This window comes from Pseudomonas sp. WJP1, from assembly GCF_028471945.1.
Classification (GTDB): domain Bacteria; phylum Pseudomonadota; class Gammaproteobacteria; order Pseudomonadales; family Pseudomonadaceae; genus Aquipseudomonas.
The window spans coordinates 6,566,276-6,589,143 of the sequence record NZ_CP110128.1 but is presented as its reverse complement, the minus strand read 5'-3'; the positions used below and the strand labels follow the sequence as shown (position 1 = coordinate 6,589,143).

Annotated in this window: 19 protein-coding genes; 10 read left to right on the top strand and 9 right to left on the bottom strand. The window is 61.0% G+C overall.

Going from position 1 to position 22,868, the window contains the following annotated elements; translation table 11 throughout:
* Window positions 1-9: 9 nt before the first annotated feature.
* Entirely contained in the window at window positions 10-1,005 is a 996-nt protein-coding gene (locus OH720_RS29690) for an ArsR/SmtB family transcription factor (protein ID WP_272603855.1), read from the bottom strand.
* Between the two features lie 272 nt (window positions 1,006-1,277).
* Between OH720_RS29690 and tkt the strand changes: the two genes are divergently transcribed.
* From tkt to fba, 6 genes are all read left to right on the top strand, one after another.
* Window positions 1,278-3,275, top strand: coding sequence for a transketolase (tkt, locus tag OH720_RS29685; RefSeq protein ID WP_272603854.1), 1,998 nt, complete (start codon window positions 1,278-1,280; stop codon window positions 3,273-3,275).
* A 187-nt stretch (window positions 3,276-3,462) separates the two neighbouring features.
* A complete protein-coding gene (gene epd, locus OH720_RS29680; RefSeq protein WP_180202336.1) occupies window positions 3,463-4,518 on the top strand; it encodes an erythrose-4-phosphate dehydrogenase in 1,056 nt (351 codons plus the stop codon).
* A gap of 26 nt (window positions 4,519-4,544) precedes the next feature.
* Window positions 4,545-5,708 (top strand): phosphoglycerate kinase, encoded by a 1,164-nt coding sequence (locus OH720_RS29675; RefSeq protein ID WP_008057063.1) that lies wholly within the window; start codon window positions 4,545-4,547, stop codon window positions 5,706-5,708.
* A gap of 35 nt (window positions 5,709-5,743) precedes the next feature.
* Window positions 5,744-5,965, top strand: a complete 222-nt coding sequence (locus OH720_RS29670) for a hypothetical protein (protein ID WP_272603853.1) — start codon at window positions 5,744-5,746, stop codon at window positions 5,963-5,965.
* A gap of 56 nt (window positions 5,966-6,021) precedes the next feature.
* Window positions 6,022-6,354: an MliC family protein gene (locus OH720_RS29665; protein ID WP_272603852.1), complete on the top strand. Its 333-nt coding sequence runs from the start codon at window positions 6,022-6,024 to the stop codon at window positions 6,352-6,354.
* A 249-nt stretch (window positions 6,355-6,603) separates the two neighbouring features.
* Entirely contained in the window at window positions 6,604-7,668 is a 1,065-nt protein-coding gene (gene fba, locus OH720_RS29660) for a class II fructose-bisphosphate aldolase (RefSeq protein WP_007975467.1), read from the top strand.
* Between the two features lie 72 nt (window positions 7,669-7,740).
* Here fba and OH720_RS29655 read toward each other — a convergent pair whose 3' ends face one another.
* Complete coding sequence (locus OH720_RS29655) at window positions 7,741-8,409, bottom strand: polysaccharide lyase family 7 protein (protein ID WP_272603851.1); 669 nt, start codon at window positions 8,407-8,409, stop codon at window positions 7,741-7,743.
* A 321-nt stretch (window positions 8,410-8,730) separates the two neighbouring features.
* Here OH720_RS29655 and OH720_RS29650 point away from each other — a divergent pair, with 321 nt between their 5' ends.
* Genes OH720_RS29650 through OH720_RS29640 form a run of 3 tightly spaced genes read left to right on the top strand, consistent with a single transcriptional unit; the run spans window position 8,731 to window position 11,723 of the window.
* Window positions 8,731-10,854: a putative bifunctional diguanylate cyclase/phosphodiesterase gene (locus tag OH720_RS29650; RefSeq protein WP_272603850.1), complete on the top strand. Its 2,124-nt coding sequence runs from the start codon at window positions 8,731-8,733 to the stop codon at window positions 10,852-10,854.
* Window positions 10,855-10,899: 45 nt separating this feature from the next.
* Window positions 10,900-11,391, top strand: coding sequence for a M48 metallopeptidase family protein (locus OH720_RS29645; RefSeq protein WP_272603849.1), 492 nt, complete (start codon window positions 10,900-10,902; stop codon window positions 11,389-11,391).
* Between the two features lie 35 nt (window positions 11,392-11,426).
* Entirely contained in the window at window positions 11,427-11,723 is a 297-nt protein-coding gene (locus tag OH720_RS29640; protein ID WP_272603848.1) for a winged helix-turn-helix domain-containing protein, read from the top strand.
* A gap of 98 nt (window positions 11,724-11,821) precedes the next feature.
* On the opposite strand, the gene OH720_RS29635 is transcribed toward OH720_RS29640, so the two are convergent.
* Complete coding sequence (locus OH720_RS29635) at window positions 11,822-12,274, bottom strand: GNAT family N-acetyltransferase (RefSeq protein ID WP_272603847.1); 453 nt, start codon at window positions 12,272-12,274, stop codon at window positions 11,822-11,824.
* Window positions 12,275-12,529: 255 nt separating this feature from the next.
* On the opposite strand from OH720_RS29635, the gene OH720_RS29630 reads away from it, so the two are divergent.
* Window positions 12,530-13,267 carry a substrate-binding periplasmic protein gene (locus OH720_RS29630; RefSeq protein WP_272603846.1) on the top strand — a complete coding sequence of 246 codons (738 nt, stop codon included), beginning with the start codon at window positions 12,530-12,532 and terminating at the stop codon, window positions 13,265-13,267.
* Window positions 13,268-13,289: 22 nt separating this feature from the next.
* Here the strand turns inward: OH720_RS29630 and yccS are convergent, their stop codons facing one another.
* From yccS to OH720_RS29600, 6 genes are all read right to left on the bottom strand, one after another.
* A complete protein-coding gene (gene yccS / locus OH720_RS29625; protein WP_272603845.1) occupies window positions 13,290-15,473 on the bottom strand; it encodes a YccS family putative transporter in 2,184 nt (727 codons plus the stop codon).
* A 223-nt stretch (window positions 15,474-15,696) separates the two neighbouring features.
* Window positions 15,697-16,875: an NAD(P)/FAD-dependent oxidoreductase gene (locus OH720_RS29620; RefSeq protein ID WP_272603844.1), complete on the bottom strand. Its 1,179-nt coding sequence runs from the start codon at window positions 16,873-16,875 to the stop codon at window positions 15,697-15,699.
* Between the two features lie 148 nt (window positions 16,876-17,023).
* Window positions 17,024-18,361: an ATP-dependent RNA helicase DbpA gene (gene dbpA, locus OH720_RS29615; protein ID WP_238543154.1), complete on the bottom strand. Its 1,338-nt coding sequence runs from the start codon at window positions 18,359-18,361 to the stop codon at window positions 17,024-17,026.
* A 105-nt stretch (window positions 18,362-18,466) separates the two neighbouring features.
* A complete protein-coding gene (gene mdtD, locus OH720_RS29610) occupies window positions 18,467-19,894 on the bottom strand; it encodes a multidrug transporter subunit MdtD (protein ID WP_180202347.1) in 1,428 nt (475 codons plus the stop codon).
* A gap of 133 nt (window positions 19,895-20,027) precedes the next feature.
* A complete protein-coding gene (locus OH720_RS29605; RefSeq protein WP_272603843.1) occupies window positions 20,028-21,365 on the bottom strand; it encodes a TldD/PmbA family protein in 1,338 nt (445 codons plus the stop codon).
* On the bottom strand, window positions 21,365-22,807 hold the full coding sequence (locus OH720_RS29600; protein WP_272603842.1) for a TldD/PmbA family protein: 1,443 nt from the start codon (window positions 22,805-22,807) through the stop codon (window positions 21,365-21,367). The genes OH720_RS29605 and OH720_RS29600 overlap by 1 nt, the downstream gene beginning before the upstream one ends.
* Window positions 22,808-22,868: the final 61 nt, after the last annotated feature.

The following is a 22,868-nucleotide window of genomic DNA, read 5'->3' as shown; positions in this document are numbered from 1 at the left end:
TTCCTGAAATTACCGATGGTGAGTGTCGCCAGCCGACCGCTGAAAATGGCGGACCTGAATCTGGAAACCATTACGTAAGCCTACATAGAGGCTTTCTCCGGGGGCGAGCCCCGCAGCGGTGGCCCAACGGGCCAGATCGTCCTGTTCAAACCCCAACCAGAGATCACCGCAGGCCTCCTTGGCCCAACTCTGGTTGTGGCTACATAATTCTGTCACCAGCAGGCTGCCGCCTGGTTGCAGCAAGTTGGCCATGTGCTTGAGCGCATCGGCCGGCGCGGCAAAGTGATGCAATACCATGTTCAGTACAACGCAATCGGCCTTGAGGCTGACGCCGTTCAGGGCATCGGCCAGTTGCAGGCTAACGTTAGTCAGCGAATCGCGTTCGCATACCTGGCGCGCCAGCTCGAGCATCGCCTGGCTATTGTCCAGTGCCGTGACCTGGGTGAAGCGGCGCGCCAGTTCCGGCAGGAATGCACCGTCGCCGGGGCCGACTTCGATCGCCGTGGCAGCGCTGCCGAAGCTCAGTTTGTCGAGCAGGGCCACCACGCTTTCGCGGTACTGTGGCAGGCCGGCGATCAAGTCTTGCTGGGCGCGAAATTTCTCGGCGACCCGTGAGAAAAAATCCTGGCTGGCCGCCTCGCGTTGCTTGTGAACCTGGGTGATCCGCATCTGCACGTCGGCAGGCAGGGTCAGGTTGTCCACTTCTTCGAGCAAGGCCGCGTGCAGTTTGCCCCCTGGCAACTCGGTGTGGGGCAGGGCGCGACGGTAGAAAATCGCGTTGCCTTCACGGCGGGTCGCTACCAGCTCGGCCTGGGCCAGCACCTTGAGGTGATGGCTCATGCCCGATTGGCCGATGCCGAAGATCTGCGCCAGTTCCAGTACGCCGAACGAATCGTTGGTCAATGCGCGCAAGACATTCAGGCGCAGGGGATCGCCGCCGGCCTTGCACAAGGCCGCCAGCTCATCACAATCGTCTGGGCGAATGGAGGGCGCGCGTAAATTCATAGGGCGGCAGTCTAGTCACGCGCCGGAAGCACCGCAAGATCAATATCAAAAAGTTTTGATATTGATCGATAGATGGCACTTCTCACGAGCTGGTTAACTCTACAAACCGATAGCGGAAAGGTTTCACCCGCCTAATCCGTCGTCAAGCGTTGGAAAAACGCCTCCAGATGACTTTCTGTCATTGCCCCGAGGCGTCCCGGTGAGGGAAAATGCTCGCCTTTTTTCCGTTTCATTTTTATCACTCTCGATTCAGAACCCGCAGGAGAACAGCGATGCCTAGCCGTCGTGAGCGTGCCAACGCCATTCGTGCCCTCAGCATGGATGCCGTGCAAAAAGCCAACAGCGGCCATCCCGGTGCCCCTATGGGTATGGCGGATATCGCCGAGGTACTGTGGCGCGACTACCTCAAGCACAACCCGAGCAATCCATCGTTCGCCGACCGTGACCGCTTCGTGCTGTCCAACGGCCACGGCTCGATGCTGATCTACTCGCTGCTGCACCTGACCGGCTATGACGTCACCATTGATGACCTCAAGAGCTTCCGCCAGCTGCATAGCCGCACCCCGGGTCACCCGGAATTCGGCTACACCCCGGGCGTCGAGACCACCACCGGTCCGCTGGGCCAGGGCCTGGCCAATGCCGTGGGCTTTGCCCTGGCTGAAAAAGTCATGGCGGCACAGTTCAACCGTCCTGGCCACAACATCGTCGACCACCACACCTACGTGTTCCTGGGTGATGGCTGCATGATGGAAGGCATCTCCCACGAAGTCAGCTCCCTGGCCGGTACCCTGGGCCTGGGCAAACTGATCGCCTTCTACGATGACAACGGCATCTCCATCGACGGCGAAGTCGAAGGCTGGTTCACCGATGACACGCCAAAGCGTTTCGAATCGTACAACTGGCAAGTGATCCGCAACGTCGACGGTCATGATCCGGAAGAGATCAGGATCGCGATCGAGACGGCGCGCAAAAGCCCGCAACCGACTCTGATCTGCTGCAAGACCACCATCGGCTTCGGTTCGCCGAACAAGCAAGGCAAGGAAGACTGCCACGGCGCCCCACTGGGTGACGCGGAAATCGCCCTGACCCGTGCGGCGCTGAAATGGAACCACGGCCCGTTCGAAATCCCGGCGGACATTTATGCCGAGTGGGATGCCAAGGAAGCCGGTCGCGCGGTCGAAGCCGAGTGGGACCAGCGTTTCGCGGCCTACTCCGCGGCGTTCCCGACCGAGGCCAACGAACTGATCCGTCGTCTGAGCGGCGAACTGCCGGCCGACTTCAGCGAAAAGGCCGATGCCTACATCGCCGAAGTAGCCGCCAAGGGCGAAACCATCGCCAGCCGTAAAGCCAGCCAGAACGCCCTGAACGCGTTCGGCCCGCTGCTGCCTGAGTTCCTCGGCGGTTCGGCTGACCTGGCCGGTTCCAACCTGACCCTGTGGAAAGGTTGCAAAGGCGTCACCGCCGAAGACGCCAGCGGCAACTACATGTACTACGGCGTGCGCGAGTTCGGCATGACCGCGATCATGAACGGCGTTGCCCTGCACGGCGGCCTGGTGCCTTACGGCGCGACCTTCCTGATGTTCATGGAATACGCCCGCAACGCGGTGCGCATGTCGGCCCTGATGAAGCAGCGTGTGATCCACGTCTACACCCACGACTCCATCGGTCTGGGCGAAGACGGTCCGACTCACCAGCCAATCGAGCAACTGGCCAGCCTGCGCTGCACGCCGAACCTCGACACCTGGCGTCCGGCCGATGCCGTTGAATCGGCGGTGTCCTGGAAGTACGCACTGGAGCGTAAAGACGGTCCTTCGGCCCTGATCTTCTCGCGTCAGAACCTGCAGCACCAGACCCGCAATGCCCTGCAGGTCGCCGACATCAGCCGTGGTGGCTATGTGTTGAAGGACTGCGCAGGCGAGCCTGAGCTGATCCTGATCGCCACCGGTTCGGAAGTTGGCCTGGCCGTTCAGGCTTACGACAAGTTGACCGAGCAGGGCCGCAAGGTGCGTGTGGTTTCCATGCCTTGCACCAGCGTGTTCGACGCCCAGGATGCTGGCTACAAGCAATCGGTCCTGCCGTTGCAGGTCAGCGCCCGTATCGCCATCGAAGCTTCGATCGCCGACTACTGGTACAAGTACGTCGGTCTGGAAGGTCGCGTGATCGGCATGACCACCTACGGCGAGTCGGCGCCTGCGCCTGCCTTGTTCGAAGAGTTCGGCTTCACCCTGGAAAACATCCTGGGTCAGGCTGAAGAGCTGCTGGAAGACTAAGCACCGTGCGGTGGTCTCACGACCACCGCCGTCCCCTATAGGAGCGAGCCTGCTCGCGATGGTCGTTAACGATAACGCTGGCTGTCTGAATGAGCGCGTTGTCTGGTCCACCATCGCGAGCAGGCTCGCTCCTACAAGGGTTGTGTTGTTAACGAGATTCGTCTGACTGCGTTTATCGAGAACCCCCATGCCTCAACCGCGTCCCTACAAAGTTGCACTCAACGGCTACGGCCGGATTGGTCGTTGCGTCTTGCGTGCGTTGTTCGAGCGAGGCGATAAGGCCGGGTTCGAGATTGTCGCAATCAACGATCTGGCCGACATGGCCAGCATCGAATACCTGACACGCTTCGACTCCACCCACGGGCGCTTTCCCGGTGAGGTCAGGGTCGATGGCGATTGTCTGCATATTAATGGCGACTGCGTGAAGGTCCTGCGCAGTGCCACTCCCGAAGGCATCGATTGGGCGTCGTTGGGCGTCGACCTGGTGCTGGAATGCTCCGGCGCTTACCACACTCGCGAAGACGGCCAGCGGTTCCTCGACGCCGGCGCACCGCGCGTGCTGTTTTCCCAGCCGATGGCAAGCGAGGCGGATGTCGATGCCACCATCGTGTACGGCGTGAACCAGGATTGCCTGACGGGTGATGAGTTGCTGGTGTCCAACGCCTCCTGCACGACCAACTGCGGCGTGCCGTTGTTGCGACTGCTGGATCAGGCCATCGGGCTCGAGTACGTGTCGATTACCACCATCCATTCGGCCATGAATGACCAGCCGGTGATCGACGCCTATCATCACGAAGATTTGCGCCGCACCCGTTCGGCGTTTCAGTCGGTGATTCCGGTGTCCACTGGTCTGGCGCGCGGCATTGAACGCTTGCTGCCGGAACTTGCCGGGCGAATTCAGGCCAAAGCCGTACGTGTGCCGACGGTTAACGTGTCTTGCCTCGATATCACGATGCAGACCGTGAGCGACACCGACGCCACCGAGGTCAACCGGATCCTGCGCGAGGCTGCCACCCGCGGCCCGCTCAAAGGCCTTCTGGCCTACACCGAGTTGCCCCACGCAAGTTGTGATTTCAACCACGACCCACATTCGGCGATCGTCGATGCCAGTCAGACCCGAGTTTCCGGCCCAAGGCTGGTGAACATCCTGGCCTGGTTCGACAACGAATGGGGTTTTGCCAACCGAATGCTGGATGTTGCGGAACACTATCTGCACACAGCCTCAACAAAACCTGCTCTCTAAGATCAGCTACTCAGGAAATGCGACCCATGACCGTGTTGAAGATGTCCGACCTCGATCTGCAAGGTAAGCGCGTACTGATTCGCGAAGACCTCAACGTCCCAGTCAAGGACGGTGCCGTCACCAGCGATGCGCGAATCCTGGCTTCGCTGCCGACCATCAAGCTGGCCCTGGAAAAAGGCGCGGCCGTGATGGTCTGCTCGCACCTTGGCCGTCCGACCGAAGGCGAATTCTCGGCCGAGAACAGCCTCAAGCCAGTGGCTGACTACCTGAGCAAGGCTCTGGGTCGCGAAGTGCCGCTGGTGGCGGACTACCTGGGCGGCGTCGAGGTGAAAGCCGGCGACATCGTGCTGTTTGAAAACGTGCGTTTCAACAAGGGCGAGAAGAAGAACGCCGACGAGCTGGCCAAGCAATACGCCGCCCTGTGCGACGTGTTCGTGATGGACGCCTTCGGTACCGCGCACCGTGCCGAGGGTTCGACCCACGGCGTGGCCAAGTTCGCCAAGGTTGCCGCTGCGGGCCCGCTGCTCGCCGCCGAACTGGACGCGCTGGGCAAGGCCCTGGGCGCACCGGCCCAGCCGATGGCCGCCATCGTTGCCGGTTCCAAGGTATCGACCAAGCTTGACGTTCTTAACAGCCTGAGCCAGATCTGCGACCAGCTGATCGTTGGCGGCGGTATCGCCAACACCTTCCTGGCGGCTGCCGGTCACCCGGTCGGCAAATCGCTGTACGAGCCGGACCTGCTGGACACCGCTCGCGCCATCGCCGCCAAAGTAAGCGTGCCGCTGCCGGTGGACGTGGTGGTTGCCAAGGAATTCGCCGAGAGCGCCACGGCCACGGTCAAGCTGATCGCCGATGTTGCAGCCGACGACATGATTCTCGATATCGGTCCGCAAACGGCGGCGAATTTCGCCGAACTGCTGAAATCGTCCAAGACTATCCTGTGGAACGGTCCGGTTGGCGTGTTTGAATTCGACCAGTTCGGTAACGGCACCAAAGTGCTGGCCCAGGCTATCGCCGACAGCGCGGCATTCTCCATTGCTGGCGGTGGTGACACCCTGGCGGCCATCGATAAATATGGCGTTGCCGAGCAAATCTCCTACATTTCTACCGGTGGCGGCGCGTTCCTGGAGTTCGTCGAAGGCAAGGTGTTGCCAGCCGTTGAAGTCCTGGAAAGCCGGGCCAAGGCCTGAGGGTCGCCCGTTTGACCAGGCAAGGGAGTGTTGACATGGTCAAGACCTTAGCGCTGTTGATCGTCGCGGGTTCGCTGGCGGCTTGCGGGAGTAACCCCAAAGCCACGCCGGAACCCGCGCCGTCCGCGCATCAGAACGGTTGCTATCAAGCCGACTGGCAGGCGGAAACCAACCCGGTGCTCAACAAGCGTTCCGGGCCTGATGGCCTGGACAAATACGAGACACAGACCCCCGCCAAGGAACATGGTTGTCCTTGACGGGTCTGACTCTTTACTCAGGGCTGGCGGTGTACGCCGTCAGTCGAGGGACACGGATGAAAGGCTTTATCGCCATTACGGCGCTGGCATTGCTGGGCGGGTGCTCCAACTGGAACCCGTTCCAGTCGTCCGCCCCGGTGGATAACTGGACCACCTGGACCTGCGACAGCCAGGCCAAGGTGGTGTGGCGCTACACCGACGACAGCCGCAACGAAGTCGACGTACGCCTGGGTGGGGCCGATCAGGTCCATCGCCTGAAGCAAGAGCCGGGCGCGTCGGGTTCGCTGTACAGCGACAACATGCTGGCGTTTCACATGAAAGGTGAGGAAGGCCTGGTCTACTGGGTCGCCACCAATGATTTGATTGGCCGTGGTTGTAAAGCGCAATAACTGACACAACACGGACCCAATGTGGGAGCGAGCCTGCTCGCGATAGCGACCTGACAGTCGCTGCAATGTTGACTGCAAGATTGCTATCGCGAGCAGGCTCACTCCTACAGGGACCGCGCAGGTATCGAGATTTAAGTAACACCGAATTCGCAGCCCGGGACCAACCCCCGATCTGCAATAACTTGAATAGCCGCCGCCGCTACGGCAGGCTGGCACGATTAACGACCCAAACCGGGAGAGACACACACAATGGCACTTATCAGCATGCGCCAGATGCTGGACCACGCAGCCGAGTTCGGCTACGGCGTTCCAGCCTTCAACGTCAACAACCTTGAGCAGATGCGCGCCATCATGGAAGCCGCTGACAAGACTGACTCCCCGGTGATCGTCCAGGCTTCGGCCGGTGCTCGCAAATACGCCGGCGCACCGTTCCTGCGTCACCTGATCCTGGCTGCCATCGAAGAATTCCCGCACATCCCGGTGTGCATGCACCAGGACCACGGCACCAGCCCTGACGTCTGCCAGCGTTCCATCCAACTGGGCTTCAGCTCGGTGATGATGGACGGTTCCCTGGGCGAAGACGGCAAGACCCCGACCGACTACGACTACAACGTCCGTGTTACCCAACAAACCGTGGCCATGGCTCACGCCTGCGGCGTATCGGTAGAAGGCGAGCTGGGCTGCCTGGGTTCGCTGGAAACCGGCATGGCCGGTGAAGAAGACGGTATCGGCGCTGAAGGCGTTCTGGATCACAGCCAGATGCTGACCGACCCGGAAGAAGCCGCTGACTTCGTCAAGCGTACCCAGGTCGATGCCCTGGCCATCGCTATCGGTACCAGCCACGGCGCCTACAAGTTCACCAAGCCGCCTACCGGCGACGTGTTGGCGATCGACCGCATCAAAGAGATCCACAAGCGCATTCCGAACACTCACCTGGTGATGCACGGTTCGTCTTCGGTTCCGCAAGAGTGGCTGGCGATCATCAACCAGTACGGCGGCGACATCAAGGAAACCTACGGCGTACCGGTTGAAGAAATCGTCGAAGGCATCAAGCACGGCGTGCGCAAGGTCAACATCGACACCGACCTGCGCCTGGCGTCCACCGGTGCGATGCGTCGCCTGATGGCCACCAACCCGAGCGAATTCGACCCACGTAAGTTCTTCGGCGCCACCGTGACCGCCATGCGCGACGTGTGCATCGCCCGTTACGAAGCCTTCGGTACCGCGGGCAACGCTTCGAAGATCAAGCCGATCTCCCTGGAAGGGATGTATCAGCGTTATCTGAAAGGTGAGTTGAACGCCAAGGTCAACTAAGCCTCAAGTGTTTAGTTGCATGAAAAACCCGCCGTGAGGCGGGTTTTTTGTGGGCGCAGGATCAAGGTCTGCTTATTTATCGTGATCAATATCCAGCTTGCTGAACGTCACCTTGCCGCCCTCGCTGGTGTACCCGGTGTTGTCCTGCACATATACGCCGGCCTTGAAGTACAGCGGTTTGTCGCGCCAGGTGGCGCTGATATTGGTGTCCCACTGGTAACCCGCCGCGCTGACGCCCAGTGCGCCGCCGGGGCTCAGGTGAATGAGGTAGTTGAACTCACGATTGAGCTTGATTCCGGTGGCAAGGGTGATGACCCTGCTTTCGGCGTCGTCGGGGTGCATGCGCACTTTGATGACGAGGTTACCGGTCTCGGTTGATGTTTTGTATTGGTATTCGAGTTTGACCATCGGCTTCTGGCTTTTATAGGCGTGGATCTGCCCGATCACGATCTTGCCAGAGCTAGGGACCTGGTTCACTGCCAGGGTGGCGTGAAGCAAGTTGTCGGCATCCGGGTAGTACCAGTTGCGCAGCGTGCCGTTGCTATAGGTTTCACGTAGCTCAGTGCGGGGGTAGATCGCGTTTTCAGTGCGTGAACCGGTTACCGGTGACCAGAAAAACAGGGTGCCCGTGTCAGAATGGAAGTATTGATCCTTGAAGCCGTCCACCAGTTTTGAGGTTTCAACAGTGTATGGCGGGCTGCCGACAGGGACACTGAGATTCCAGGTTGCGAGGTCAATCATAGTCAAAGCTTCCGCGAAATATTTCTGCACGCACGTGCCAATGGCTCTAGCACGTGCCTTTTGGGGCGGTCTTTATAAGCGTAGCGGGTTATTTTGTTAACGCCCGCCGGGCAGTTAATTGGCGTCAACATCCTGTCGAAATGCCATCCTTCCCGGTTTTAGCGGGCTGCATGGCTGACCGTTAGTCGGCAAATAACGCTTCGGTCGAATGATGGCGCTCTGACACCTACTGCTTTCACTGATCACGGTCTAGAGTGAAGGCACAGTATCTGTCCGGTTTTCACGAGAAGTCGGCCTGACATCCAGACCTAGAGAAGCAGCATGGAATGCGCGCACCCAATGCCAGCTGAAGGCCCGTCAACCCTGTTGATCGTCGATGATTACCCTGAAAACCTGGTCAGCATGCGTGCATTGCTGCAGCGCCAGGATTGGCAGGTCATCACCGCTGCCTCCGGTTTCGAGGCGCTCGGGCTGTTGCTTGAACACGATATCGACCTGGTGTTGCTGGATGTGCAGATGCCGGGCATGGACGGTTTCGAAGTGGCGCGCCTGATGCGCGGCAGTCAACGGACACGTCTGACACCGATCATTTTCCTGACCGCCAATGAACAGTCCCAGGACGCCGTGATCAAGGGTTACGCCAGTGGCGCAGTGGATTACCTATTCAAACCCTTCGACCCGCAGATTCTCAAGCCCAAGGTCCAGGCGCTGCTCGAACATCAGCGTAATCGCCGGGCCTTGCAGCGTCTTAGTCAGGATCTGGAGGCCGCTCGTGCGTTCAACGCGTCGGTGCTGGATAACGCCGCCGAAGGGATTCTGGTGGTTGGTGAGGACGGTCTGATCCGTTTTGCCAACCCGGCGATGTCGCGACTGCTCAGCGCTACGGTGCAGGAGCTGCAGGGCAAGGAGTTCCTGGATTTCCTGCAGAAACCGCACATACCGGTCTGGGCCGATTCCGACCTCTTGACCGGCTACAAGCGCGGCGAGACCTTGCGCCTGCACGACGCATTGCTGCGTACCGCACCCGGGCAACAGGTGCCGGTGGCACTGTCTTGCGCGCCGCTGCCCTCGGATCAGCACGCGATGGTGGTGACAGTGCTGGACATGTCGGTGGTGCGCCACCTGCATCAGCAACTCGAATTCCAGGCGGTCACCGATCCGTTGACCGGGCTGCTCAACCGTCGCGGCTTCTACCAGACCGTGGAAAACCTGCTGCTGCGCGGCGAACGCTCGGACAGCGCGTGGGTCCTGCTGTACCTGGACCTCGACGGCTTCAAGCGGGTCAATGATTCTCTCGGTCACGATGCCGGCGATCGGGTATTGCGCTGGGTGTCCGAACAGTTGAAGGCCTGCCTGCGCCCGTTCGATATCCTCGCCCGCATGGGCGGCGATGAATTCACGGCGCTGCTGGATCTGGAGTTTCCCGAGCAAGCGGCCAAGATTGCGGAGAAGCTCATCGAGCGGGTGTCGATCTGCCAGCAAATCGACGGCCTGGATATCGTCCTTGGTGCCAGCATTGGCATTGCCACCTTTCCCGATTGTGGCGCCAATCTCGACGGCTTGATGCGCGCGTCCGACATCGCCATGTACGAAGCCAAGCGCGCCGGTCGTCAACAGTATCGGTTTTACGATCACGAAATGAACGGTCGGGCGCGTTCGCGGCTGATGCTCGAAGAAAGCGTGCGCACGGCCATCGAGAATCGCGATTTTAATTTGGTGTATCAGCCGCAGGTGGCTGTTGCCGATGGGCGCACGCGCGGTTTCGAGGCGTTGCTGCGCTGGCAGCACCCGAGCGTCGGCGACGTTCCGCCAGGATTGTTTTTACCACTGCTGGAAGAGGCGCGATTGATCAGTCGCCTGGGCAGCTGGATTTACCAGCGCAGTGCCGGGCAGCGCAAAGCCTGGGAGACCCTGTTTGGCGAGGATCTGGTGGTGAGCGTCAGTTTGAGCAACACCCAGTTTTCCATGCCCCACCTGGTCACCGAGTTGCGCCAGGTCGTGGAACGGCATGGTTTGAAGCCGCGTCATCTGGAAGTCGAAGTGACGGAAGCGGCCTTGATGCATAACCCTGAGGAAACCCGCAAACAGCTGCGTTTGCTGCGCAATCTGGGAGTGCGGGTGGCGCTGGATGATTTCGGCTCTGGCCCGTGTTCTTTGTCCCACTTGCGCGATCTGGAAATGGATACGCTCAAGCTCGATCGCCATCTGATCAGTCGTCTTCCTGAGTCCTCGAGGGACGCGGCCCTGGTGCGCAATGTGATCGACCTGTGCAAGGAGTACGGGATGCTGGTGATTGCCGAAGGGGTCGAAACCCTGGCGCAATACCAGTGGCTGCAAGCCAACGGCTGTGAATATGTGCAAGGTTTTCTGGTCGCCCGGCCGATGATGGCCGAAGACACCGAAAGCTTTGTACAGCCCTTCGACTGGGGCGCGCTGAGCCGCTGAATTCGCTACACTGACCGCCTTTTGCTGATTTGCGTTGCTGCTCCAATGACCGCGTTGAAATACCTCCAGGCCTATCCGGCTACCTTGCAGGACCAGGTGCGCCAGCTGATCGCCGATGGCCGGCTGGGCGATTACCTGAACCAGCGCTACCCGCAAAAGCATGCCGTGCAGAGCGACAAGGCGCTGTACACCTATGCCCTGGACCTCAAGCAGGAATTCCTGCGTAACGCCCCGTCCATCGACAAGGTGCTCTTCGACAACCGTCTGGACCTGACCCATCGCGCACTTGGCCTGCACACCACGATCTCCCGGGTGCAAGGCGGCAAGCTCAAGGCCAAGAAAGAAATCCGCATTGCCTCATTGTTCAAGGAGGCGCCATCCGAGTTTCTGAAAATGATCGTCGTGCATGAGTTGGCGCACTTCAAGGAATCCGACCACAACAAGGCATTCTACAAACTGTGCGAGCACATGTTGCCCGGGTATCACCAGGTGGAGTTCGATGTGCGGGTGTACCTGACCTGGCGGGATATGCAGTAGTTTTGCCACTGGAAATCGCAACAAGGAGTGTGTGGATGGACGTAAGCAAGACCAAGAGCAGCTTCTACCGCCGCCTGTACGTGGCGTACCTGATCGACAGCGGCCTGGCCAGCAGCGTTCCGGCACTGACCGAAGTCACCGGCATGCCCCGGCGCACAGCCCAGGACACCATCGCGGCCCTGGCGGATCTGGATATCGTTTGCGAGTTCGAGCAGGAAGAGGGTGGGCGCAACCATGCCGGGCGCTATCGGATCCGCGGGTGGGGAGCGATTGATCGCGGCTGGATCGAGCGCAATCTTCGGCAGATCAAGGCGGTGCTGGAGTATCCCTGAATTTCTGCGGTGAGTGATCCGGTGCCTTCGCGAGCAGGTTCGCTCCTACAGGTCATGCGCTATTTTTTGTAGGAGCTGGCTTGCCAGCGAAGGGGCCCTCAGGAGCGCCGCATGCCGATATGTGGAATCCCGTCCTCGACATACACCTCGCCCGCCACTTCAAACCCGTACCGCCCGTAATACCCCTGCAAATGCGCCTGGGCCGAGAGATAGACCGGCATCTCGGGCCAGCGCTTTTCAATCTGCTTCAGCGCCTGGGCCATCATCTCATGACCCAGCCCGGTGCCTCGCACCTGTGGCGCAATGATCACGCGGCCGATCACCACATCACCGCCCTGTAGCTCGGGATCGAGCAAGCGCAGGTAGGCCACCAGCCGATCTTCGTCCCAGGCCATCAAATGGCAGGTGTCGCCCTCCAGGTCCTGGCCATCGATGTCCTGATAAATGCATTTCTGCTCCACGACGAACACCTCGGCGCGCAGTTGCAGAATGGCATACAGCTGCTCTTTGCCCAGATCGCTGTGGTGTTTGCAGACCCAGTTGATTGTCATGTGTCGATTCCCTGAAAACGTTCTTGTGATACTAAGCGTCTCGGCAACAGATGTCTTGATGGCGTAGGAATCTGTGACAATGACCAAAATGCCATCATTCATTTAACGCGACGCTGTCTTCTTTGTGTAATCTGAAATCAAGCGATGTGCAGTGCTGCGATGCGCTGACATCGAGGGCCTGGGGGTGCCGGTACGGGGTCTTGGCGTTTTGGCTGAAAACACGTCGGGCAACCCGCCCGCTAAGGATTTTCTGGCATGCCGCGATTGCATCGAGCCTTTGCCTTGATTGGATTGCTGCTGCTGACTGAAACGGTGGCAGCAGAAAAGTTGCGCTTGGTGGCGGATGCCTGGCCGCCCTTTACCGACGCCACGCTGTATAACGGCGGGCTGGCCACGGATATTGTCAGTACCGCCCTGGCGCGGGCCGGCTATGCCAGTGATTTCGAGCAGGTGCCCTGGGCGCGGGCCTTGCTGGGAGTGGGCGAGGGCCGCTATGACGTTCTGGTCAATGCCTGGTTCGACGAGGAGCGCACAAGGCTCGGTCAGTTTTCGGGCGAGTACCTGGTTAATCGCGTGCGCTTTCTCAAGCGTAAAGATGTGCCCATCGAATTCGCCAATTTGCAGCAGCTCTACACCTATCCGATTTCGGTGGTACGTGGCTACGCCTACTCACCCAGCTTCGATCAAGATGTGTCATTGCAGAAGATTCCGGTACACAACTTCGCCATGGCCGTGCGCATGGTCGCTGCCGACAGGGTCAAGCTGACCCTGGAAGATGAATACGTCGCTCGTTACTACCTGGCCCGCGAGTCGGCCAAGGTCCGCAATGCCGTGGAGTTCTTGCCCAAGCCGTTGAGCGAGAATGGCCTGCACATCCTGGTCAGCCTGAAAAATCCGCAGCATGAGCAGATTGTCGCCGGTTTTGACCGCGCGATTGCGGCAATGAAGGCTGACGGCAGTTATGCACGGCTGATGAAGCGACATGGAATGTAAGGCGTGGCTGCCACCACCGAGCTCAATCCTCGCTGGTGTCCTTGATCAAATGCGCCGCCAGCGTGCGCAACGGCCCCAACTGCCGGCAGATCAACGCCAGTTGCGTCTGCACCAATCGCTGGCCCTCGTCGATTTCATCGGGCATCTGCTCGAGCGTGTTGGCCAGCGCTTCCTCCTCATCGCTCTGAATGGCAATGGCGGCTTTACTCGCCAGGCCTTGGGCGATTTCATCGATGCTGGCGGCCAGTTTCACCCCCGCGCCTTCAATCAGGTGTTCGCGTACATCCTGCGGTAATTGAGTTTCCCGATGTGCGCCCAGCCCGGACAAGTAACTGAGCAAGGTGTGCGACAACACCAGGAAGCGGAACCCGACATCCGCTTCCTTACGGAAATGCCCCGGCTCCATCAGCATGTTGGCCAGGGTGGTCGACAGCGCCGCGTCGGCATTGTGTGCGTTACGCCGCGCCAGGCGATACGCCAGGTCATCGCTTTTGCCGGCGGCGTATTGCTGCATGATCTGGCGCAGGTAGATGCTGTTGCAGGTCAGGGTGTTGGCCAGCACTTTGTTCAGGCGCCGACCCTGCCAGTCCGGGAGGAACAGGAACACCGCCAGGCCGGCGATCAGGCTGCCGAGCAGGGTATCGAACAGGCGAGGCAGGAACAGCCCGTACCCGTCGCCCACCTGGTTGAAGCAGAACAGCACCATCAGGGTGATCGCGGCTGTCGCCAAGGTGTAGCGGGTGGTTCGGTTGGTAAAGAACACCACCCCGGCGGCAATCGCGAAACACGACTGGATCAGCGGGTTGGGGAACAGGTCGAAGAGGGCCCAGGCCAGGGTCAGGCCGATCGCGGTGCCGATGATCCGCTGGCCGAGCTTGCGCCTTGTTGCACCGTAGTTTGGCTGGCAGACGAACAACGTCGTGAGGATGATCCAGTAACCCTGGGACGGGTGGATCAAATGCACCATCGCGTAGCCGATGCTCAAGGCCAGGGGCAGGCGCAGGGCATGGCGGAACAGCAGCGACGTCGGCGTTAGCTGCGTGCGCAAGCGTACCCAGACATCCTTCAAGTTGCGCGGCGAGCGGTCGAGCAGGCTGCTGTCGGTGGCGTCGGCCAGGGTGTCGGGGTTGCTGGCATCGCTGAGCAGATGGTCGAGTGTAGCCAGGTTGGCCGCCAGTGCCCGCAGTGAACGCAGCAGCCCGCGCCAGGCGGGATTGCTTTGAATACGCAGGTGTTCGAGGGAGGCGTGCAGGTCACCGAGGGCTTCGGCGAAACTCGCGTCATAGGTGAACGGCTGGCGCATCTGGATCGATTCGGCCAGGGCGCGGCAGGCCTTGCCTTGCTGGCGCAGCAGGCGCTGGCAGCGGAACAGTACGTCGCTGTGGAAGAAGGCTTCGGCCAGGGCGTTGTAAGGGTAGTGCGAGGAACTGGCGCGTTCGTGGATGTCCTGGGCGAGAAAGTACAGCTTCAGGTAGCGGCTGACTTTCGAGCCGGGGCGACCGTTGCCGACCCTGTGCAGGATGATTTCCTTGGCCGCGTTGAGTGCCGCAACCACGCGGCCGTTTTGCTGGGCCAGTTCCAGTCGACGGGCTTGCACGTCCATCTGCCGGATCGGCTCGAAGAGTGACGACTTCAACTTCAGGTAATAACCCAGCTCCCGGAACAGTTTCGCCAGGCTCTGCTGCACGGGCTGATTGGAAAACATCGCCTGCCACAGCACCGAGAGCAACCCGTACCAGGCGGCGCCCGCCACCAGCAGCACCGGCTCATGCCAGAAATCGGTGACCGCGCCGCCGCGCTGATCGACGCCGATCATGGTGTAGACGGAAAGAATCAGGGTGGCCGAGGCAATCGCCCCATATCGCTCGCCAAGGGCACCGAGCATGGTCAGGCAGAAGGCGGCCAGGGCAAAGGCGATAATGAAGAGAATGGGGTAGGGGAACAGCAGTTCGACCGACAGCGCGGCGACGGCGAAACACACCAGCGTCACCGCCAGCGCGTTGAGGCGCCCCTGCCAGCTGTCATCGGTTTCGGCCAGGGCGCTGGCGATAATCCCCAGGAACAACGGGATCAACAGCCCCATTTCATCCTGATACCAGCACAACGCCATGGTGCCGGTCAGGGCGATGAATACCCGCACGCTGTAGCTGAATTTATCCAGCGCCCAAAGGCGGCGCAGAGACTGACGGAGCGAGGTCGATGACATGAAGTGCGAAGGCCTTCCGAGGCAATGACGCTAAATTGAGCCAGTAATGACGCCGACGCAATGGCGGCGATCACATCTGACAGCAAAATCTGTTCCTTTATCGATCAGTGCAAAATCAATGTGGGAGTGAGCCTGCTCGCGATGAGGCCGTTACATTCAACATTCATGTCGACTGTCAGACCGCCATCGCGAGCAGGCTCACTCCCACAGGTATTGCGTTGAATCAGGCGTACTGCGCGGCGGCGTAACCGGAAGCCCAGGCCCACTGGAAGTTGAAACCGCCCAGGTGCCCGGTGACGTCCAGCACTTCGCCGATGAAATACAGGCCAGGGCTTTTCAGCGATTCCATGGTCTTGGACGACACTTCATTGGTATTGACGCCGCCAAGGGTCACCTCGGCAGTGCGATAGCCTTCGGTGCCCGCCGGCACGACTTTCCAGCTCGCCAGTTTTTCCGCGACATCGGCCAGTTCGGCGTGGGTGTACTGCTTCATCGGTTTGGAGACAAACCAGTTGTCCGCCAGCAAATTGGCCATCTTCTTGGTGAAGATTTCACCCAGCAGGGTTTTCAGTTCGCTGTTCGGGCGTTCGGCTTGTTGCTGTTGCAGCCAGCTCGGTACGTCGTGGTCTGGCAGCAGGTTGATCTCGACCGTATCGCCGGATTCCCAGAACGAAGAAATCTGCAAAATCGCCGGCCCGCTGAGGCCTCGGTGGGTGAACAGGATGTTCTCGCGAAAGCTCTGGTCATTGCAGCTGACCAGGCAATCGACCGAGGTGCCGGACAGCTCGGTGCACAGTTCTTTCAGCTGATCGGTGATGGTGAACGGCACCAGACCGGCGCGGGTCGGGAGCAGGTCGTGGCCGAATTGTTTGGCCACTTGATAGCCAAAACCGGTGGCGCCCAGGGTCGGGATCGACAAACCGCCAGTGGCGATGACCAAGGACTCGCAGGTGACCTGGCCGAGGGTGGTGTCCAGCAGATAACCCTTCTCGAGCTTCTCGATAGTCTGGATCGAGGTGTCCAGGTGCAGGCTGACGCCGACCTGATTGCACTCATCGAGCAACATTTCGAGGATGTCGCTGGACTTGTTATCGCAAAACAGTTGGCCGAGCTTTTTCTCGTGGTACGGCACGCCGTGCTTGGCCACCATGCCGATGAAATCCCACTGGGTGTAGCGCGCCAGGGCGGATTTGCAGAAGTGGGCGTTCTGCGAGAGAAAATTGCCCGGTTCCGTGTACATGTTGGTGAAATTGCAGCGGCCACCGCCCGACATAAGGATTTTCTTGCCGGCCTTGTTGGCATGGTCCAGCAGCAACACCTTGCGCCCGCGCCCGGCGGCGGTCAGTGCACACATCAACCCTGCGGCGCCAGCGCCAATGATCACGACTTCGGTAGAGCGCAAAACGGTGTCCTCAAAAAATCTCAGGGCTTACGGCGAACCCTGTAGGAGCGAGGCTTGCCCGCGAAGAACGATAACGCGGACTTCCTGATGTACCGTGTCATCGTTCTTCGCGGGCAAGCCTCGCTCCTACAGGGGGGCGGTGGTGTACTTACAGGATGCGCACGCGCAACGAACGGCCCTTGATCTTGCCGTCGTTCAGGCGCTGCAAGGCCTGCTTGGCGACGCCGCGCTCCACGGCCACATAGGCCTGGAAGTCGAAGATCGCGATCTTGCCGACCTGAGCGCCCGGGATGCCGGCTTCACCGGTCAGTGCACCCAGGATGTCGCCCGGACGTACTTTGTCCTTGCGGCCTGCACCGATGCACAGAGTGCTCATCTGCGGCAGCAGCGGACCGCCGCCCTTGGAGGTGAGGTTGTCCACCTGGTCCCAGGTCAACGGCGACTTCTGCAATTGCTCGATGGCTTGGGCACGCTGTGCTTCGGACGGCGCGACCAGGCTGATGGCCAGGCCTTTCTCACCGGCACGACCGGTACGGCCAACACGGTGGATGTGGATTTCCGAATCGCGGGCTAGCTCGACGTTGATCACCATGTCCAACGAATCGATATCCAGGCCCCGGGCGGCGACGTCGGTGGCCACCAGAACCGAAGTGCTGCGGTTGGCGAACATCGCCAGCACCTGGTCGCGATCACGCTGTTCCAGATCGCCGTGCAGGCCGACGGCGGAGATGCCCTTGGCCGTCAGGTGGTCAACGGTTTCCTGGACCTGCTGCTTGGTGAAGCAGAACGCCACGCAGGACGCCGGGCGGAAGTGGCCCAGCACCTTGGTCACGGCGCTCATGCGATCGTCCGGGGAAATTTCGTAGAAGCGCTGCTCGATCTGCGTATCGTCGTGGAACGCCTCGGCCTTCACTTGCTGCGGGTTGCGCATGAACTTCGCCGCCAGCTGCTTGATGCCCACCGGATAAGTGGCGGAGAACAGCAGGGTCTGGCGACGTTCCGGGGCCTGCATGATGATTTCTTCGATGGAGTCGTAGAAACCCATGTCGAGCATGCGGTCGGCTTCGTCGAGGATCAGGGTGTTGAGGCCGTGCAGGACCAGCGAGCCCTTGCGCAGGTGCTGCTGGATGCGCCCAGGGGTGCCGACGATGATGTGCGCGCCGTGTTCCAGCGAAGCGATCTGCGGACCGAGGGATACGCCGCCACACAGGGTCAGGACCTTGATGTTGTCTTCGGCACGGGCCAGGCGACGGATTTCCTTGGCGACCTGGTCGGCCAGCTCACGGGTCGGGCACAGGATCAGCGCCTGGCAACCGAAGTAGCGCGGGTTGATCGGGTTCAGCAGGCCGATGCCGAACGCGGCGGTCTTGCCGCTGCCGGTCTTGGCCTGGGCGATCAGGTCCATCCCCTTGAGGATCACCGGCAAGCTTTGCGCCTGGATCGGCGTCATCTGGGCATAACCGAGGGAGTCGAGGTTAGCCAGCATGGCGGCGGACAGCGGCAAAGTATTAAATTCGGTGGCGATGGTGGTCACGGGACTGGCCTGCAAAACAAAATGTCGCGCAGTGTACCAGTCCGATGGCCATTCGCCCTAAGGTTCGATGTGCTCTTCCGGACGCTTGACGCGCCGTCCGTCTTCCTTTGAGAGCTGGGAAAAGATCGTTGCGGCCAGCATCGCCATGATCCCTACGGTCACAAAAGTCAGCTGGAACGCGCCCAGCACGGTCTCGACACCATCGTTGCCGATCCCTGCCGTGAAACCGCCGAGCAATGCACCGGCGCAGGCCACGCCCAGGCTCAGGGACAATTGCGCCACCACCGACAGCAGACTGTTGCCGCTGCTGGCACTGGCGTCGTCGAGGTCGATCAGGGTCACGGTGTTCATCGCGGTGAACTGCAAGGAGTTGATTGCCCCAAGGATCGCCAGCAGGCACAGCAGTAGCCAGTACGGCGTCTGCTCGCTGACCAGGCCCATGCTCGCCAGCATGATCCCCAGCGCCAGGGTGTTGCCGGTCAGCACGATGCGGTAGCCCAGGCGTTCGATCAGCGGTCGCGCCACCCCCTTGGCAACCATCGCCGCCGCGGCCAGCGGCAGCATGCTCATCCCGGCCTGGGACGGTGAATAGCCCAGCGCCACTTGCAGCAGCAACGGCACAAGGAACGGCAGGGCGCCGCTGCCGAGCCGGGCGAAGAGGTTGCCGAGAATGCCGACGGCAAAGGTCCGGGTCTTGAACAGCGACGGCGAAAATAGCGGATTATCTATGTGCCCGGCGCGCAGCCAGTAAGCCGCCAGGCAAGCCATGCCGCCGAACAGCAACAGCATCACCCGCAGGTGCGGCAGGTGCAGTTCGCCCAGGCCTTCCATGGCGATGGTGATCAGGATCATCGCCGCGCCGAACAGCAGGAAACCCAGGCTATCGAAGCGGGTACGCTCGGAGCCGCGCAGGTCCGGGATGAATTTCCACACGGCGTAGCAGCCCACCAGTCCCACCGGCAGATTGATCAGGAAGATCCAGTGCCAGGTCAGGTACTGCACCATCCAGCCGCCCATGGTCGGGCCGATCAACGGCCCGAGCAAGCCGGGAATGGTGATGAAGCCCATGATTCGCACCAGCTCCGAGCGTGGGTAGGCGCGCAGTACCACCAATCGCCCGACCGGCAACATCAACGCGCCGCCCAGCCCCTGGATGACCCGGGCACCGATCAGCATGCTCAGGGTGTTCGACATTGCACAGAGCAACGAGCCGAAGCTGAACAGCAGGATGGCGCCGAAGAAGATTTTCCGGGTGCCGAAGCGGTCGGCGATCCAGCCGGAGGCGGGGATCAGCAAGGCGACCGTGAGCATGTAGGCGATGATCACACCCTGCATGCGCAGTGGATCTTCCGCCAGGTCGCGGGCCATGGCGGGCAGGGCGGTGTTGAGGATCGTCCCGTCGAGGGATTGCATGAAGAAGGCAATGGCGACGACCCAGGGCACCCAGCGGGCGGTGACAGGGTCGAGAGGCGGGCGGTTGGGCATGGGACCTCTTGATGTCGGAAATGATCGTTCCCACGCTCCGCGTGGGAATGCCTCAATGGACGCTCTGCGTCCGCACTTGGGACGCGGAGCGTCCCGGGCTGCATTCCCACGCAGAGCGTGGGAACGAGCGGTGTCAGAGGGTCAAGGTCAACCGGCTGACAAGCGCCCCCGGCAACAACGCCGATGCCGTCGCCCGCTGGCTGTAGGTGCTCGCCGACAACAGCAACTCGCGCTCCGCGGTCAGCGCTTCCAGCTGTGTGCCCAGCAGACTGTAGGCGCTGTCATCGAAACGCATGGTGCTGACCGGTGCCTGGATCTTGCCATTCTCGACCCAGAAGGTCGCAAACCGCGTCATGCCGGTCAGGCGTGCCGCCGGTTGATCCGAAAAGTTCAGGTACCACAGGTTGCTGATGTACAGGCCGGTACCGAGTTGCTTGAGGATTTGTGCCTCGGGCAAATCCCCGGCCCGCATGTTCAGGGCCGTTGGCGATTCCCCGCCACTGGCGCCGTTGGCGGTCAATCCGTATTCGGCGGCGCTGCGTGAACCCACCAGTTGCGCACCGGCCTTGCCTTCGACGATCAACCCCAGGTCGCTGCGTGGGTAGCCTTCGTCGGAGAACGCCGGGCTCAGCGAACCGCTGACTTTTTCGTCCAGCGAGACCAGCGGGCTGAAGGCTTGATCGCCCCCGTAGAGCTTCTGTAGCGGACTGCTTTTGCTGGCAATCGACTGAGCCGAAAAACCGCCCCAGCACAACATGCCCATGATTTCTTCCAGCGCGGCAGGGGCCAGGTAGGCGCGGTACTGACCCGGCGCCAAGGTGCGTAGCGGCCGTCCCAGGTATTCAAGCTGTTCCCGCGCCTGCTGGAAGCGCTTGGCAAAGCCTTCGCTGTTCCAGTCGTGCCCGGCATAGCTGGCCTTCACCGCCTGGCCGTTTTCATGGAACAGGCTGAAATCGAAGTTGAAGCTGTTGGCCTGGTGCCAGCCGAAGGCGCCGGCGGAACTGGCGAAACCACGGCTGATCGGCCCGGCCGCATAGAACCCGACCAGATCCAGGCCTTCGGCGGCCTGGGTGATTTCGGCGACCACTTGCTCGGTGTCCGGCAGCGGATGCTCCTGCACGTTCCGGCTTTGCCAGCTGGTGTAGTTGAGCAGCAGGTAGGGGTCCTGGGGCAACAGCGGCAGGGTTTCACGCAGTTGTTGCAGGCCTTCGGCCAGGCGCTGATGGTCGACTGCAGGATCGCCCGCCAGGGTGATTTGCAGGTCGGCGTGGCGGCCATCGTTGATCAGTTTCAGACCGATGCTCGCCTGCTGCACCTGCCCGGCCTGACGCACCTTGGCGTGGTTGAAACGCACGAAGGCCGACGATTCGGCGGCGTAGCTGAGGGTGAATTGCTCCGGTTCGCGCAACGCGTCGCGCAATCGGCTGACCAATGCCTTGAACGCATCGGCCTGGGCTTTCGACGTGGTCATCAGCTGTCTCCCCCAAAAACATCAACGTTGCTGAATACGCAGGCTGGCGAGGCATGGCCGACGCGAATCACCTGATTCGGTTCGCCCTTGCCGCAATTGGGCGTGCCCAGGACCTTGAAGGTGCTGGCATCGCCGACTGCGCTGAGGCTTTTCCAGAACTGCGCGGAAATCGCCCGGTAATTCGGGTTCTTCACCACGCCCTTGAGTTCGCCGTTTTCAATCAACTGGCCCCATTCGCAACCGAACTGGAACTTGTTGCGCGCGTCGTCGATGGACCACGAGCGGTTCGTGCTCATCAAGATGCCGTGTTCGATGTTGCCGATCAGTTGCGCAAGCGGCTGGTCGCCAGGCTCGATGTTGAGGTTGGCCATGCGGTCGATCGGCGGACGGTTCCAGCCGCAGGCTCGGCTGTTGGCGACACCGTTGAGACCTGCGCGGAACTGCGAGAGGGCACCGCCCAGGGGACGCAACAGCAGGCCTTCGCGAATCAGGAATTGTTTGCTGGCAGGCGTGCCGTCGTCATCATGGCCGTAGCTGGCGAGCTGTTCGGGAATGTCCGGATCGAAAGTCACATTGAGCAGTTTCGAGCCGTATTGCAGGCTGCCGAAATCTTCGGCTTTGACGAAGCTGGTCCCAGCGTAATTACGCTCGTCGCCGAGGATGCGGTCCAGTTCCAGTGGATGGCCGATGGATTCGTGGATCTGCAGCATCATCTGGTCGGGCATCAGCAGCAGGTCGCGCGGGCCTTGCGGTGTGTTCGGTGCCAGCAGCAATTGCAGCGCCTGATCGGCGACCAGCGGGCCGGCACCGACCAGGCCGCAGCGATTGATGACATCGGCACCGCCCTGTTGGCCGAAGTTCTCGCGACCCAGGCTGCGGGTCTGGCTGTCGCTGCCGTCGTAGGCGGTGACGTCGAGACCCGGGTAGACGAAGCGCTGGGCCTGGCGCAGTTCGGCGCCGGCGCTGTTGAGGTAGATCTGCTCGACGTGGGTCATGCCCAGGCTGACCTGCCAGCTCACCAAGCGCTCGTCCTTGGGCACGGCGGCGGATTCGGCCCCCAGCAGCTGGTAGCAATCGCTCAGGGAGGGGAAGGGCTGGTCGAGGGTCGGCGAGAAATAATCGGCACGGTCGCTGGATACCGCTTGGTCGCGCAGGTCCAGCAGGGCGTGGGGCTTCAGTCGGCGCGCCTGCTGTTCTGCGCGTTCGAGGGCGGCTTGCAGGCCCTGTTGCGACAGGTCGTTGGTGGCCGCATAGGCTTCGACGCCGTTGACCCGTACAGTCAGCATGGCGCCTTCGTCGCGGCTCAGGCTCGGCGGTTCGGCGACGTTCTTGCGCACCGACAGATACTGGCCGGACTCGCGCACATATCGCAGGGAAAAGAATTCGGCGCCCGTACGCAAGGCAGCAAAGCGCTGCTTGAGCTGGGGGTGGAAATCGAACATTCGGGAACCTCCTTGGTATGGAGTGGCGGTGCAGCGGTGCGGCGAGGGGATGGAACGATTG

Bases quoted from the DNA above. Each gene is read 5' to 3' on its own strand.
- dbpA (WP_238543154.1), bottom strand. From the start codon at position 18,361: ATGCTGGCTAACCTCGACTCCCTCGGTTATGCCCAGATGACGCCGATC.
- OH720_RS29640 (WP_272603848.1), top strand. From the start codon at position 11,427: ATGGACGTAAGCAAGACCAAGAGCAGCTTCTACCGCCGCCTGTACGTG.
- OH720_RS29600 (WP_272603842.1), bottom strand. From the start codon at position 22,807: ATGTTCGATTTCCACCCCCAGCTCAAGCAGCGCTTTGCTGCCTTGCGT.
- OH720_RS29665 (WP_272603852.1), top strand. From the start codon at position 6,022: ATGAAAGGCTTTATCGCCATTACGGCGCTGGCATTGCTGGGCGGGTGC.
- tkt (WP_272603854.1), top strand. From the start codon at position 1,278: ATGCCTAGCCGTCGTGAGCGTGCCAACGCCATTCGTGCCCTCAGCATG.
- OH720_RS29635 (WP_272603847.1), bottom strand. From the start codon at position 12,274: ATGACAATCAACTGGGTCTGCAAACACCACAGCGATCTGGGCAAAGAG.
- fba (WP_007975467.1), top strand. From the start codon at position 6,604: ATGGCACTTATCAGCATGCGCCAGATGCTGGACCACGCAGCCGAGTTC.
- OH720_RS29650 (WP_272603850.1), top strand. From the start codon at position 8,731: ATGGAATGCGCGCACCCAATGCCAGCTGAAGGCCCGTCAACCCTGTTG.
- OH720_RS29670 (WP_272603853.1), top strand. From the start codon at position 5,744: ATGGTCAAGACCTTAGCGCTGTTGATCGTCGCGGGTTCGCTGGCGGCT.
- OH720_RS29675 (WP_008057063.1), top strand. From the start codon at position 4,545: ATGACCGTGTTGAAGATGTCCGACCTCGATCTGCAAGGTAAGCGCGTA.
- OH720_RS29605 (WP_272603843.1), bottom strand. From the start codon at position 21,365: ATGACCACGTCGAAAGCCCAGGCCGATGCGTTCAAGGCATTGGTCAGC.
- OH720_RS29645 (WP_272603849.1), top strand. From the start codon at position 10,900: ATGACCGCGTTGAAATACCTCCAGGCCTATCCGGCTACCTTGCAGGAC.
- OH720_RS29690 (WP_272603855.1), bottom strand. From the start codon at position 1,005: ATGAATTTACGCGCGCCCTCCATTCGCCCAGACGATTGTGATGAGCTG.
- epd (WP_180202336.1), top strand. From the start codon at position 3,463: ATGCCTCAACCGCGTCCCTACAAAGTTGCACTCAACGGCTACGGCCGG.
- yccS (WP_272603845.1), bottom strand. From the start codon at position 15,473: ATGTCATCGACCTCGCTCCGTCAGTCTCTGCGCCGCCTTTGGGCGCTG.
- OH720_RS29630 (WP_272603846.1), top strand. From the start codon at position 12,530: ATGCCGCGATTGCATCGAGCCTTTGCCTTGATTGGATTGCTGCTGCTG.
- mdtD (WP_180202347.1), bottom strand. From the start codon at position 19,894: ATGCCCAACCGCCCGCCTCTCGACCCTGTCACCGCCCGCTGGGTGCCC.
- OH720_RS29655 (WP_272603851.1), bottom strand. From the start codon at position 8,409: ATGATTGACCTCGCAACCTGGAATCTCAGTGTCCCTGTCGGCAGCCCG.